Origin of the sequence: Parabacteroides chongii (assembly GCF_029581355.1) — a bacterium.
Taxonomy (GTDB): Bacteria; Bacteroidota; Bacteroidia; order Bacteroidales; family Tannerellaceae; genus Parabacteroides; species Parabacteroides chongii.
This window is the reverse complement of record NZ_CP120849.1, coordinates 1,362,066-1,375,931: the sequence shown is the minus strand read 5'-3', so window position 1 is coordinate 1,375,931 and position 13,866 is coordinate 1,362,066. Positions and strand designations below refer to the sequence as shown.

8 protein-coding genes are annotated in these 13,866 nt (G+C 45.9%); all 8 read left to right on the top strand.

Annotated elements, in window-relative coordinates:
• Positions 1-3 precede the first annotated feature (3 nt).
• Positions 4-1,539 (top strand): RagB/SusD family nutrient uptake outer membrane protein, encoded by a 1,536-nt coding sequence (locus P3L47_RS05400; RefSeq protein ID WP_277782936.1) that lies wholly within the window; start codon positions 4-6, stop codon positions 1,537-1,539.
• 76 nt (positions 1,540-1,615) lie between these two features.
• On the top strand, positions 1,616-3,103 hold the full coding sequence (locus tag P3L47_RS05395) for an aryl-sulfate sulfotransferase (protein ID WP_277782935.1): 1,488 nt from the start codon (positions 1,616-1,618) through the stop codon (positions 3,101-3,103).
• Between the two features lies 1 nt (position 3,104).
• Positions 3,105-4,283 (top strand): chromate efflux transporter, encoded by a 1,179-nt coding sequence (gene chrA, locus P3L47_RS05390; protein ID WP_277782934.1) that lies wholly within the window; start codon positions 3,105-3,107, stop codon positions 4,281-4,283.
• 4 nt (positions 4,284-4,287) lie between these two features.
• Positions 4,288-5,295, top strand: a complete 1,008-nt coding sequence (locus P3L47_RS05385) for a sulfotransferase family protein (RefSeq protein ID WP_277782933.1) — start codon at positions 4,288-4,290, stop codon at positions 5,293-5,295.
• Positions 5,296-5,313: 18 nt separating this feature from the next.
• Positions 5,314-8,298 (top strand): glycoside hydrolase domain-containing protein, encoded by a 2,985-nt coding sequence (locus P3L47_RS05380; RefSeq protein WP_277782932.1) that lies wholly within the window; start codon positions 5,314-5,316, stop codon positions 8,296-8,298.
• 102 nt (positions 8,299-8,400) lie between these two features.
• On the top strand, positions 8,401-11,562 hold the full coding sequence (locus P3L47_RS05375; RefSeq protein WP_277782931.1) for a DUF5107 domain-containing protein: 3,162 nt from the start codon (positions 8,401-8,403) through the stop codon (positions 11,560-11,562).
• A 135-nt stretch (positions 11,563-11,697) separates the two neighbouring features.
• Positions 11,698-12,927, top strand: a complete 1,230-nt coding sequence (locus P3L47_RS05370; protein ID WP_277782930.1) for an alpha/beta hydrolase family protein — start codon at positions 11,698-11,700, stop codon at positions 12,925-12,927.
• Between the two features lie 51 nt (positions 12,928-12,978).
• The gene (locus P3L47_RS05365; RefSeq protein WP_075559573.1) at positions 12,979-13,863 is read left to right on the top strand and encodes a TIM barrel protein; all 885 of its coding nucleotides are present in this window, start codon (positions 12,979-12,981) and stop codon (positions 13,861-13,863) included.
• The last annotated feature ends 3 nt before the right edge of the window (positions 13,864-13,866 follow it).

The window sequence follows — 13,866 nt, the reverse complement described above, 5'->3', positions numbered from 1 at the left end:
AATATGAAAATAAAAAGATATTTGTTAGGCTTAGTGGCAGCAGGGTTGTTTTCTGCTTGTACCGATCTGGATCCGGAAATATATAGCAACCTGACGAGTGCGAATGCGTATGGCACGGAGTCGGATATTGAAGCGGCCGTTGTCGGATTGTATTCAGACATGACTCCTTATCCGGGAGATGCCTGGTTGCTGTATGGCGGTTATATGATCATGATGACTGATTATGCAACTGATATGGGGTATTCGACTGCCGCTGGCGATCCGGCGAAGTTGAGTAATATGACGTATGATGCCAACAACCGTTATTTCAGTAATAACTGGCGTGATTTGTATAATGTCATTTCTAATGCCAATGTTATTTTGGATAAGGTGGATGCCGTAGACATGTCAGAAGAGAAAAAGGATCTGGTAAAGGGGCAGGCTATGTTTTTACGTGCTTTTTGTTACCGTGACCTGACAGATGCTTTTGGTGCGGTACCTTTCTTTACCTCTTTGGTGGATGATCCTTTTTCAATGAATGATGTTGATCTGACACCGGTTGCACAGATTGAAGAAAAAATAATTGCCGATTTGAAGGAATGTATCAATTTGTTGCCCGTAAGTTGGGAAGGTCAGGATTTGGCACGTGCTACCAGTGGAGCAGCTGCTACATTGCTGGGTAAGATCTATTTACGTAATCATGACTATACTAATGCGAAGACTTATATTGATATGGTGCTGAACAGTGGCCAGTATGAGTTGGAAAGTGATTTTAAATATGTATGGTCTGAGAATAATAAGTATGGTAAGGAGATGATCTTTGCTATTTTGCATGAATCTTCTCAAAACGGAGGTGAGATTGCCAACCATTTCGGTCCGAGTGACCATCCGGATGTACCGGGACGTTGGCAATATTATGGCGTATCTCTCCCGTTCTGGCGTAGCTATGATAAAGAAGACCCACGTCGTGAATTCTTTTATTATGACTATACGGGTGTTGCTGCTCGTGATGACCAGTCTGAATATGGTTTCCGTTATATGGTACCGGAAGAGGGTGTGACCGTGGTTCCGAATGATACGACAAAATACATGCAGAATGTTTCTACAATGAAATATACGTACGATATGCTTTCGGAAGCTTACTATGATGGTCGTACCATCTGTCTTTTCCGTCTGTCGGATGTTATTTTGTGTAAGGCTGAAATCGAAAACAATTTGAATGGTCCGGCTGCAGCCCTTCCATATTTGAATCAGATTCGTGCCCGTGCCGGTGCTCCGGAATATGGCAAGCACGATCGTTTCCAGACTCCGGCAAGTAAAGAAGCGATGAATGAGGCTATCTTGAAGGAACGTGGTTATGAACTGGTGTTCGAATTTCAGCGTCGTGCAGACTTGATCCGTTTCGGTAAGTATGAAGAGGTGGTTAATGCACATCTGAAAAAACTGGGTATTGCCCAGCCGACGAATGTGACACCTAGCTTGCGCTATTTCCCGTACCCGTTGAATGATGCGCAATTAAATTCAAAAATGGCAGCCGAGAACGCTTCTCGTTTACCATAATAAAACACTGGAGAGGGTGTGCTGTCGAATAGGTGGCACTCCCTTCTTTTTTCTTACTAAATTAATCTGTGTTGATATGAGGTGTTTGATAAGTTTTGTAATTGTCTTAGTATGCGGAGTGTCCGCATTTCTCTATTGGAACACACGGAATAGCTTGCTTGCTGTTACGCTGACTTCGCCGCGTAATACGGCTATGTATAATAGAGTGGATGTATCGTTGGCCAAACCTGCACCGGTGTATGTGGAATATACTGATAAAAGCACCGGGAAATCGTATCGTACGCGTACTTCTCCAGCCGATACGCTTCATCATATTGATTTGTTGCTTCTGAAAGCAAATACAGAATATGCTTATCAGGTAATCATAGATAACCTATTTCAACAGCATTCTAAAGAGCTGACCTTTAAAACCCGTGAACAATCGTCCTGGTTGGTCAACCGTTGGTTTACAGATAAACGACCTCATGATAAAACCGCTTTAGGAGATGGAATGATATTACTTTGTTTTGGACGCTTGCCCGGCTATATGATGCTGATTGACAACGAAGGCGAAGTTCGTTGGTATTGGCAAGTGGATGATATTGGCGTGCGTGCAGTTTCTCTTACACCACGGGGAACTTTCCTGGCGATGCTGCGTCCCTTTGTAAAAGACTTTGTTGATGATTATGTGATGACACCTGAACAAGTACGCAACGATGAACATAAAAAACCGATGCGTCGCGGTTCGATCGGGTTTGCCGGTGGAACCGGATTGGCGGAAGTGTCGCTAACGGGTGAAACGATGTGGCGTCTTGACTTGGATAAGGTCGAAAAAGAGAAAGATTATCAAGTGATTCATCATGATATATTAATGGATGAGGATCATCATATACATACATTGTACCGCCCGAAGAAAGTGGCAACGATTCCAGTCAATGGTAAAATGGAGACGGATACGTTGGGGGGAGATGGCATTATGGTCATCGACACATTGGGGAATGTATTGAAAAAATGGTCTGCCTGGGATGTATGGGACATTGAGAAGGACCCGTATATCGCAGAATACCGTTATGACCGTTTCCATATCAACGGGCTTTGCTTTGATAAAGATGGCAATTATTTATTGTCGGCTCCTATCGAAGACCAGATTTGGAAAGTGGATGCCCAAAGTGGTGAACTGGTCTGGCGTTTTGGACGAGACGGTGATTTTCAGATGGATACAACGGCTTATTTCTCTTTCCAACATTCACCTTATATTATGGAGAATGGCGATCTGATGCTTTTCGACAACGGTTTACACAATCAGCGTTCCGGAGGCAAAGCATTCCGGTTGGATGAAGAGAACCGTACGGCCGAGACAACGATAAATGCCTTATTGCCTGCCGATAAATATACTTCCCGTATGGGAAATGTATCTATGCTGCCGAATGGGAATCTGCTACAATGTAGCTCGAAGACCGGTTCGGTGATGGTGACGGACAAGGAAGGAAAGGTTCTTTGGGAAAGTATCCTGCATTTTGCCCCTTATCGGGCAGTGTATGTCCCGGTAGAAACCTGGGATAAATATTTTAAAGAAATCAAGTAATATGGAACGTGCATCGCTATCCTATATCTTCTTTACATTCCTGAAATTGGGAGCTACGGCATTTGGCGGTTATATGTCGCTAGTGGCTATCGTACAGAAGCAGTTAGTAGAAGTAGACAAGAAACTGAAAGAAGAAGATTTGCTGGATGGGATTTCTCTGACCTCCGTATTGCCGGGGCCTGTAGCCGTAAATACGATTGCCTATGTCGGGTACCATTTAAGGGGGATACCGGGGGCGGTTGTAGCTTTTGCCGGGATCATTATTCCCTCGTTTTTACTGGTTATATTTCTTTCGTGGTTGTATTTCTCCTATGGAAATATACCTGCGGTAAAGAATGTGTTCAGCGGAATCACTCCGGCTATTACCGCTTTGATCGTTACGGTGGCTATCGGGATGGCACGTAAGACGATCAAATTGCCAGCCCAATGGGCTCTTTGCCTGCTGGCGGCTTTGTTGCTGATTTTTATCGGTGGTTTTACGGTTACTTTTCTGTTGATTATCGGTAGCGGGATAGTCGGCGGTTTCCTGTTTCGCCAGCCTGTGGGGCAAGGGTTGATATCAGATGGGGAGAAGCGGACGGGTAGCAGGCAGCTGATGACTTCCGGGATTGTTCTTTTGCTATTACTCTGTATCTTACTTTGGGGAGGACAATATCCGGGTGCTCCAGAAGGTATTCAGATTGTATCGACCTTCTCCGGTATCAGCCTGACTTTGTTCGGAGGGGGATATGTTGTTATCCCTGCTTTGCATGAGTTGTTTGTGGAGAACTTGAACTGGCTGACCTCGGCTGAGTTTGCCGACGGGATAGCGATAGGGCAGATCACTCCCGGACCGATATTTATTACAGCGACCTTCATCGGGTATAAAGTGGCAGGTATCACGGGGGCGTTGCTGGCAACGTTGGCGATGTTTACTCCGCCGGCTGTATTAACCGTCTTATTATCCCGTTTTGTAAAGATTCTGAATCAGTCATCCGTTGTAAAAGCAGCCATGAAAGGGATACGGGCGGCTGTTATCGGAATGATCTTTGCTTCAGCCGTTACGATCGGACAGACGATTACGCTGTCGGTTGTTTCGGTTATTATCTTCCTGGTTACATTTTTTATTTCACTAAAATACACAATCAGTCCGGTTTACCTGATCATCGGAGCAGGCGTGGCGGGCTTTATCTTATTCTAATTCTATGAATACAATACAAGGTATACAAATGATTGGAACCCAGCGATCCGGATCCAATCTGTTGCGTGTCATGCTGGACGGAATCCGGGAGATTGCTGCTCCCCATCCTCCGCATATTCTTCAGCGTTTCTTACCGTTGCTTCCCAAATATGGCGATTTAACGGATCAGTCTAATTTTTATCGGTTGGCACAGGATGTGTGCGAGTTAGTCACAGTGAATCCGGTTCCCTGGGAAGGTATTACGATTCGTGCAGATGAAGTGGTAGCAGCCTGCAGGCAACAAACGTTGTATGAGTTGTTCCGGGTGATTTATGAATCAGCAGCCCGTCAGACCGGAGCTTCTTTCTGGCTATGTAAAAGCATGAAAAATATGCTGTATGCAGAAGGCATTGAATCTACCGGGATTTCTCCTTATTATATCTATCTATACCGGGACGGTCGTGATGTCGCTCTTTCGTTTAAAAAGGCTATTGTCGGAGAGAAACATATTTATGCACTGGCTGAAAATTGGAAAAAGGATCAGGAAGTTGCTCTCCGTTTGAAAGACAGGACGGCGGCCGATCATTTCTTTATGCTGAATTACGAAACACTTATTTCCAGTCCGGAAAAAGTGATGCGGCAGCTTTGCGATTTCCTGCATCTTCCTTATTCTGATAGGGTGATGGATTATTATAAGAGCCGCGAGTCTGAAAATACAGCGGTTGCAGGCAAAATGTGGGCAAATGTAACCAAACCGATCCTGAAAGACAATACAAAAAAGTTTCTGCGTGAATTATCTTCCGAAGATATTGCTATCTTTGAATCCGTAGCCGGAGATCTATTGCAGCAACTGGGGTATTCTTTATGTACACCGGCTGATTTACTGAGAGATAGCTTTTCTGACAAGGAGATCACTTATTTTAATGAAGAGAATATTCGTCTGAAGAATGATTTTATTCGTGAGGCTGATCCGGCCGATCTGGCGAAAAGACGTCCGCAGGATGAATTGATCAATCGTATAAAGCAATATTAAAGATAAATACTAGTACACATGAAACAATTGCTATTTACACTTTTTTGCCTGTTTACCTATAGTAGTTTGCAGGCACAGGCTGTACCCACAGACGAACTTTATGGGGTGGGTACATGGAATGCCGATTCATTGGGAAACCATCGGGTGGTTGTCGCTGTAGATAAACCGGCCGATGCTGTATTGGCAACGATCGACTGGCGTCGCCGCGATCTGAACCCGGAAGCAAAAAATCTGATCGTTGTGGATGCTGCAACCGGTGAACGTATTACGAATGTATGCCGCTTTACTGTCGACCGGGAGCGGGGAGAGGTCGCTTTTCAGCCGCAGACTATTCCGGGAGAATATTATATCTATTATCTGAAGAATGTAATGAGCGGCAGTCCTTACTATCCGACCGTTAATTATCCTGCTTTCGAGAATACGGCTTCGGCTGACTGGGTAAAGAAAAATAAACTGTCCGGGAAGAAAGCACCTGCCCTTCCGGCTGCTAAAGTCGTACAGTTCCAGGCAATCAATGAGCTGAACAGCTTCTATCCGATGGAAGTGATCGCTACATCGAACGAGACTGCCCGCTTATTAAAAGAACGTCCTGGGGAAAAATATATTCTCTTTACGGAAGATCGCAAATTCCCCATCCGCATGACAACGGATATTCCTTATAAATGGATTGCCGACAACCGGCATGATTTCTTTAACGGGCAGGCGGATAAGGGAGAGTATTATGTCTTTCAGTTAGGTGTCTGGGCGGCACGTTCGAATGTAGAGAATCTGCATGTCGATTTCTCTGCCCTTACGAATAAAGCGACCGGCGAGCAGATACCGGCCTCCTCATTTACCTGTTTCAATACGGAAGGGACGGATGTGACCGGTACCGTTTTTGAAAAGAATTGCTCTGTGGATAAGGGTAAGGTACAGGCATTATGGGTTGGAACCCAGTTGCCGGAGCATCTTTCTGCAGGCACTTATCAGGGAACAGTGACTGTCTCTGCCGCCAATGCCGAAAGCAAAGCCGTACAAGTCTCTCTGAATGTTTCGGAAAATGTAATTGCCAATCATGGAGATAATGAACCTTGGCGTCATTCCCGTCTGCGTTGGCTGAACTCGCAGATCGGTTTTGATGATGAGGTGATTGCCCCTTATACGCCGCTGGTGATGAAGGATAAAACGATCAGCTGCCTGGGACGCGAGGTTAAACTCTCTGACTTAGGTTTGCCGGAACATATTACCAGTTATTTCAAAGAGACTATGACGGGCATCGGTACGAATGGCCGTAGTGTATTGGCTGCTCCTATGGAACTGGCTGCCGATGGCGGTGCATGGGAAAACCTGAACTTCGAAATCACCAAACATAAACAAGGTGCAATCGCCTGGAAAGCCCTTAACCAGAACAGCCGTTTCCTGATGGACCTGGAAGGAGAGATGGAATCGGATGGAAACATAGCATATAAAGTGACATTGGTCGCCCGTGAAGATGCTTCTGTGGAGGATGTTGCGTTGCGGACACATTTAGCATCCGGTGTCGGACGTTATATGATGGGTTTGGGAGAGAAAGGCGGTTATTGTCCGAATGATCTTCGCTGGAAATGGGATGTAGAGAAAAACCAGGATGCTGTTTGGGTGGGTGATGTCAATGCCGGTATCCAGATCCGCCTGTATGATAATAAATACGAACGTCCGCTGAATACCAATTTCTATCATCAAAAACCGTTGCACATGCCGGTATCCTGGTGTAATGCCGGAAATGGAGGTATCGATATTCATAATGCTGCCGATGGAACACGTATTAATGCTTATTCCGGTAAGCGCAGCGTGAAAAAAGGAGACCGGCTGTATTATTATTTCAACCTGGCGTTGACTCCGTTCCGTCCGATCGATACGGATAAACAATGGCGCGAACGCTATCATCATAACTATGAGTTCCTGGATGGCATACAAAAGCGAGGTGCCAATGTCATCAATATCCATCATGCCAATGCTATCAATCCGTTCATCAACTATCCGTTCCTGCGTACCAAAGAGATGAAAGCGTACATCGACGGTGCTCACGCCCGCGACATGAAGGTGAAAATTTACAATACCGTTCGTGAGTTGTCCAACAGCTGTGTGGAAATGTTTGCTTTGCGTAGTTTGGGGAATGAGATATTCTCGGAAGGTCCCGGCGGCGGCTTCTCCTGGTTGCAGGAACATTTGGATCAGAATTATATCGGTGCCTGGTTTGTACCCGGACTGAAAGATGCGGCGATTGTGAACAGTGGCGTTTCCCGCTGGCATAATTATTATCTGGAAGGTCTCGACTGGCTGATGAAGAACGTCGGTATCGACGGGCTGTATATCGATGACCTGGCTTTCGACCGGATGACGATGAAGCGTATCCGCAAAGTGATGAACCGTACGAATCCGGGTGCTATGATCGACCTGCATTCTGCCAATCAGTATAACCCGAAAGACGGTTTTGCCAATAGTGCCAATTTGTATTTGGAACATTTCCCTTATCTCGACCGTCTGTGGTTCGGTGAATACTTCAATTATGATTTCCCGCCGGAGTTTTGGCTGGTTGAAGTTTCCGGTATTCCTTATGGTTTGATGGGCGAGATGCTGGAAGGAGGCGGTAATCCGTGGCGTGGCATGCTGTATGGCATGACAGGACGTAGTCCTCGTGTGGATAACGGACCGCTGTGGAAACTGTGGGATTCTTTCGGTATGCAGAATAGTGAAATGATCGGTTACTGGGTGAAAGACAATCCGGTGAAGACGGGCAGCGAAAAGACGTTGGCGACCGTTTACAGTCACATGGGTGATAAGGCACTGATCTCATTGGCTACCTGGGAAGATACGGATGCCAAAGTGAAGCTTTCCATCGACTGGGCTAAACTGGGTCTCGATCCTTCGAAAGTGACATTGCATGCCCCGGCTATCGAGAATTTCCAACAGGAAGTAACCTGGAAACCCGGCGATGAGATTGTTGTTCCGAAAGGGAAGGGCTTGTTAATTATTGCAAAATAACCTCTTCCGATATAGTATAATTTACCGGGAATGTACTCTTTAATCGTATATAAGGAGGATTAAACTCCTTATATACATTATTGTCCATATAAATGAATTACCATGAAAAAGATGCTCATCCTTCTTTGTGCAACCTCTTTGTTGCAACCCTTGTTTGCACAGCAAGCGACTGTAACCGAGACAGTAGAGACAGTTAAAACCTATCCTTTCTCTGATCCTGATCCGGTGGCTGATCCCTCCGATCTATTCTATCCTTATTTCCGTTTTGATGGTTTTTCTGCTAAAGGAACCGACAAGCAATGGAAAGTAGTCTCTCTTGAAAATGATTATATCAAACTGACCCTGTTCCCCGAGATAGGTGGAAAAATATGGGGAGCCGTAGATAAAACGACCGGTAAGGAGTTTATCTACAACAACCATGTCGTGAAATTCCGTGATATTGCGATGCGTGGTCCGTGGACATCAGGCGGTATCGAGTTCAACTTCGGTATCATCGGTCATGCACCGACTTCCAGTACGCCGGTCGACTATGTGACCCGGCAGAAACCGGACGGAAGCGTGAGTTGTTATGTCTCTTCCTATGAACTGGTTACCCGGACACTGTGGACTGTGGAGGTGAATCTTCCGAAAGATAAGGCTTACTTTACGACGACAACGACCTGGCATAACAGTTCATCCATTGACCAGCCTTACTATCAGTGGATGAATGCCGGCTATCCGGCAGCGGGGAATGCCGAGTTCTGCTATCCTGGAACCAATTATATCGGACACGGAGGCGAACTCCATTCGTTTCCTTTGGATGAACAGGGCCGGGATATCTCCTGGTATGAAAAGAACGACTTCGGTAATTCCAAATCGTATCATATCGTAGGGAAGTATAACGATTTCTACGGTGCTTACTGGCATGACAACGATTTCGGCTCCATCCATCATGCTGATTATGACGAGAAGCTGGGAATGAAGATTTTCCTTTGGGGGCTTTCCCGCGAGGGAGGTATTTGGGAAGATTTGTTGACGGATACGGACGGGCAATATATCGAACTGCAATCAGGTCGCATGTATAACCAGCCGGCTTCCAATAGTAGCTTAACTCCTTATAAACATACGGCATTCGGTCCGCAGGCGACCGACAGGTGGACTGAGTACTGGTTTCCGGTAAAAGGAATCAAAGGAGTCTCAAAGGCAAGCCGTGTCGGAGCGCTTAACGTGTTGAGGGAAGACGGCTTTCTGAAGTTGTATTTCTCTCCTTTGCAGAAATTATCTACAAGCATAAAGCTCTATGAAGGAGAAAAGGAAGTAAACTCCATCCCGTTGAACTGCGGTGTACTGGAAACCTGGAAAGATTCTATCCCATTGAATAAGGCTGTTGCCGCCGGTCGGCTGAAAGTCGTGGTAGGCGAGGACTTGCTGGTGTATTCGGAAGTACCTTCGGATAACATCACCAATCGCCCGAAACAACTGCCTGCCGATTTTGACTGGAACTCGGTATATGGTCTTTATACGCAGGGAGAGCAATGGATGAATCAGAAAGTACTCGACAAGGCAGAAAAGTTTTTACTGGCTTCCCTCGAAAAAGATCCTTATTTCGTGCCTGCACTGACTGATCTAGCTTCTCTCTATTATCGCCAGGGACGTTATGACGAAGCGCTTGCTCGTTGTAAAACGGCGTTAAGCATTAACACGTACGATGGAGATGTCAACTATCTGTATGGATTATGCAACATGGCATTGGAAAATCATACGGATGCCAAAGACGGCTTTTCTGTAGCTTCCTATTCTCCGGGAGTCCGTAGTGCAGCCTATGAGAAATTAGCTGAAATGTACCTGATGGATAGGAACTGGGCAAAGGCTGAACATTATGCCTTGAGAAGTAAAGAGTTCAATCAAATGAATCTGAGTGCTGACCATGTTTTAATGGTGGTTTATCGTAAGACGAACCAGCCGGAGAAAGCCAAAGCGCTTATCGATCCGTTGTTGGAAGACCTTCCGCTGTATCATGCGGCACGTTTTGAACAGCTCTACCAGGGTGAAGGCTCCGGTCATCCTATCGATGATCTTCAGTCGTTGATTCGCAACGAGCTGCCTTTTGAAACCTATATGGAGCTGGCTGAATGGTATGAATCGGTCGGTTGCACAGAAGAAGCATTGTCTCTCCTGTCGTGCGCAGGTAACTATCCGATTGCTCTTTACAAACAGGCGTATTTATTTCATCAGGCTGGTAACGATGATGAAAGCCGCGGAATGTTGCAACGCGCCGGAGCTCTCTCCCCGGCAATGGTATTTCCTTTCCGTCCTTCTTCTTTGAAAGCGTTGGAATGGGCGAAGAGGGTACAGCCGGATTGGAAGATCGATTATTATGAAGCTTTGATCCGGTGGGCTAACCAGGATAAGGCAAAGGCGTTGGAGCTGTTGGAGAATTGTGGTGAAGCCGACTATGCACCATTCTATTTAAGCCGTGCCTCTTTAAAAGAGGGCGAATCCCGGTTGGCTGACCTGTTGAAAGCAGAGCAGATAGAGATGTCATGGCGTACAGGATTTGCTTTGATCAACCACTATGTCGCCAATAACCAGTGGCAGAAAGCTGTTGAGACGGGAAAGAAGTATACGAAGAAGTATTCGTCGAACTATTATATCGGTCTGAAATATGCGAAGGCTTTGTGTGAGACAGGCCAGTATCAACCCTGTATCTCTCTGTTGAGCCGGATGCAGGTTCTTCCGAATGAAGGTTCGTATGCGGGACGCGCTGTTTACCGTGAGGCAAATTTGTACCGGGCGATGGAACAACTGGGTCATAAGAATTATAAACAGGTGATGAAGAGCGTGGAAGCCTCTAAAGAGTGGCCGGAGAATCTGGGTGTCGGAAAACCTTATGACGATATGATCGACAGCCGTCTGGAGGATTATCTGGAAGCGAAAGCAGCGGCAGGACAGGGAGATAGCCGGAAAGCATCCGCTTTATTATCTGCCGTAGCCGGATATAAAACATCCCGTTCTCATTTTGGTTCCGGTAACCTGCTAAGTGCATTGGCTCTGCGTGAGTCGGGGAAAGTACAGGAAGCAGATCGTATGGTAGCTGCCTGGAGTACGGATTTCCCTGAAAATCGTGTAGCACAATGGTGTACGGCTATTTATCGGGGAGAAAAAGAAAAGGCTGCGGGAATGCTTCAGTCGCGAAATGACCAAACGGATACGACGCCCTGGGAGGCATCTTTCCGTGATTCTAATTTTGGTCTGATCGTTCGTCTGTTTTCAACTGTACAATAATCTTTATACGATGGTCGTATGTTCTCGTATACGACCATCGTATGCTCCCGTATATGGCCGTCGTATGTGGGGGGATACGGTCATCGTATACGAGCGCATACGGTAATCATATAAAAGACTAAACTGAATAATATCATGTACAAAATAATTACTACTTTATTTACTCTGCTACTGGTTTTGCCGGTAGTGGGACAAACTTCCAATCCGGATGCTCTTTCAGGAATAACTACCGGTCGTAAGGACGGACGTTTCCTGAGTTCGAGAGGTTCTGTTCAGTATATGTTGAAGCAAATGAAACCGGCTTATGCCTTTGATCCGTCCTTTACACCTGCTGAGTTTAAGGAATGGCAATCCGGTCTGCGTACAGCAATGAAAGAGTTGATGCATTTTCCGGAACAGTCGGATGTACCGGCTCCGGTTTGTATCAAAACGGTTCAGCGGGATGGCTATCGGATTGAGAAATGGGAGTCCTATCCGTTGCCGGGCAGTGTCGTTCCTTATCTTGTCTTGATTCCGGATGGTGTCGATGCCGGTCATAAAGCTCCGGCTGTGCTTTGCATACCCGGATTTGGAGGTAGCAAAGAAGGGCTGGCGGGTGAAACCGAAGGGGATTATGAATTGACTTCACTCCCTGTCGAGCCTGTAAAGAAGGGGGCTATGGCTTTACATTATGTGAAGAAAGGATTGGTGGCTGTTGCAGTGGATAATACCTCCTGCGCCGAGCTTTCAGACAACGGCTATTTTGATTATTTGAATACATCCCGTATTTTACTGGAAATGGGATGGAGTTATCTGGGACTTACCGCTTATCAGGATTGGAATGTCCTGAACTGGATGAAAGAACAGGATTTTGTGAATAAAGAGCGGATCATCGTCAGCGGTTTCTCTTTGGGGACCGAACCGTTAATGGTATTGGGTGCTTTGGATCCGTCCATCTATGCATTTGTTTATAATGATTTCCTGTGTCGTACGCTCGAAAGGATTTTGGTTATGACGAAACCGGATCCGAAAGGGTCACGTCCTTTCCCGAATTCTATTGAGCATTTGATACCTGGCTTTCTGACGCAATTTGACTTTCCCGATTTGGTTGCGGCTTTGGCTCCCCGTCCGGTTATTTGTACGGAAGGTGGCCTCGACCGCGATTTCGACCTGATCGGTAAAGCCTATCGGATAGCAGGTAAACCGGATAACTTCACGTTCTATCATTATAAGAAGTTTGCCGATCCGAAAGACCGGAAGCAAATAGAAGAAGTTCCGGAGGGTATCGATCGGGATACCTATTTCGATCTGGTCAATGTCGATCCGAAGAATCATTATTTTAAAGAAGAATGGGTGTTACCGTGGATCGATAAGGTGCTGAAATAGATTCTTTTCTTATATTTGTACCATCTAAATTAATTATCAATTCTGAATAACATGGAAAACATCTCAAGAAGAACAGCCATTAAGACCGCGTTGGTAGGTGGTGCTGCATTAGCCGTATCCGGACTGGATGCCGCCAATCCTGCGAAAAAGAAGAAAGTAGAAACAAAGGAACCATTGAAAGGTAATATCCGCCATTCCGTTAGTAAATGGTGCTTCGGCAGCTATCCGTTGGATGAGTTTTGCGGAATATGCAAGAATATAGGGATTGAATCGATCGAACTACTTGATCCGAAGGACTGGCCGGTCGTACAAAAACACGGGTTGACTGTGGCTATGTGCCAGGGGGCCGGACTGGGTATCGACCGCGGGTTCAATGATCCCAAGTTGCATGATGAACTGGTAGCCAGCTACGAGCAGGTTATTCCTATGGTCGCTGAGGCGGGATTGACTAATCTGATCTGTTTCTCCGGCAAACGGAACGGACTGACAGATCTTCAGGGATGGGAAAACTGTGAGAAAGGATTGAAACGCTTGATGCCGTTGGCAGAGAAACATAATGTCGTCCTGACAATGGAGCTGCTGAATAGCGTAGGACATAAGGACTATCAGTGCGATCATACTATTTGGGGGGTGGAACTGTGCCGCCGTATCGGTTCTCCTAACTTTAAACTTCTGTATGATATCTATCATATGCAGATTATGGAAGGCAATATCATTGAAAATATTCAGAAGTACCACGAATATTTCTCCCATATCCATACCGGAGGAAACCCCGGACGTGCAGAGATCGATGAGACACAGGAACTTTATTATCCGGCTATCATGAAAGCGATAGTGGAAACCGGCTATAAAGGATTTGTCGGTCAGGAATTTGTGCCTCGCCAGGAGGATAAGATTGCTTCTCTTGAAAAATGTATTCGTATCTGTGATGTATAGCCG

Excerpts from the sequence above, each read along its gene's own strand:
- P3L47_RS05400 (WP_277782936.1), top strand. The coding sequence starts at position 4 with ATGAAAATAAAAAGATATTTGTTAGGCTTAGTGGCAGCAGGGTTGTTT.
- P3L47_RS05395 (WP_277782935.1), top strand. The coding sequence starts at position 1,616 with ATGAGGTGTTTGATAAGTTTTGTAATTGTCTTAGTATGCGGAGTGTCC.
- chrA (WP_277782934.1), top strand. The coding sequence starts at position 3,105 with ATGGAACGTGCATCGCTATCCTATATCTTCTTTACATTCCTGAAATTG.
- P3L47_RS05385 (WP_277782933.1), top strand. The coding sequence starts at position 4,288 with ATGAATACAATACAAGGTATACAAATGATTGGAACCCAGCGATCCGGA.
- P3L47_RS05380 (WP_277782932.1), top strand. The coding sequence starts at position 5,314 with ATGAAACAATTGCTATTTACACTTTTTTGCCTGTTTACCTATAGTAGT.
- P3L47_RS05375 (WP_277782931.1), top strand. The coding sequence starts at position 8,401 with ATGAAAAAGATGCTCATCCTTCTTTGTGCAACCTCTTTGTTGCAACCC.
- P3L47_RS05370 (WP_277782930.1), top strand. The coding sequence starts at position 11,698 with ATGTACAAAATAATTACTACTTTATTTACTCTGCTACTGGTTTTGCCG.
- P3L47_RS05365 (WP_075559573.1), top strand. The coding sequence starts at position 12,979 with ATGGAAAACATCTCAAGAAGAACAGCCATTAAGACCGCGTTGGTAGGT.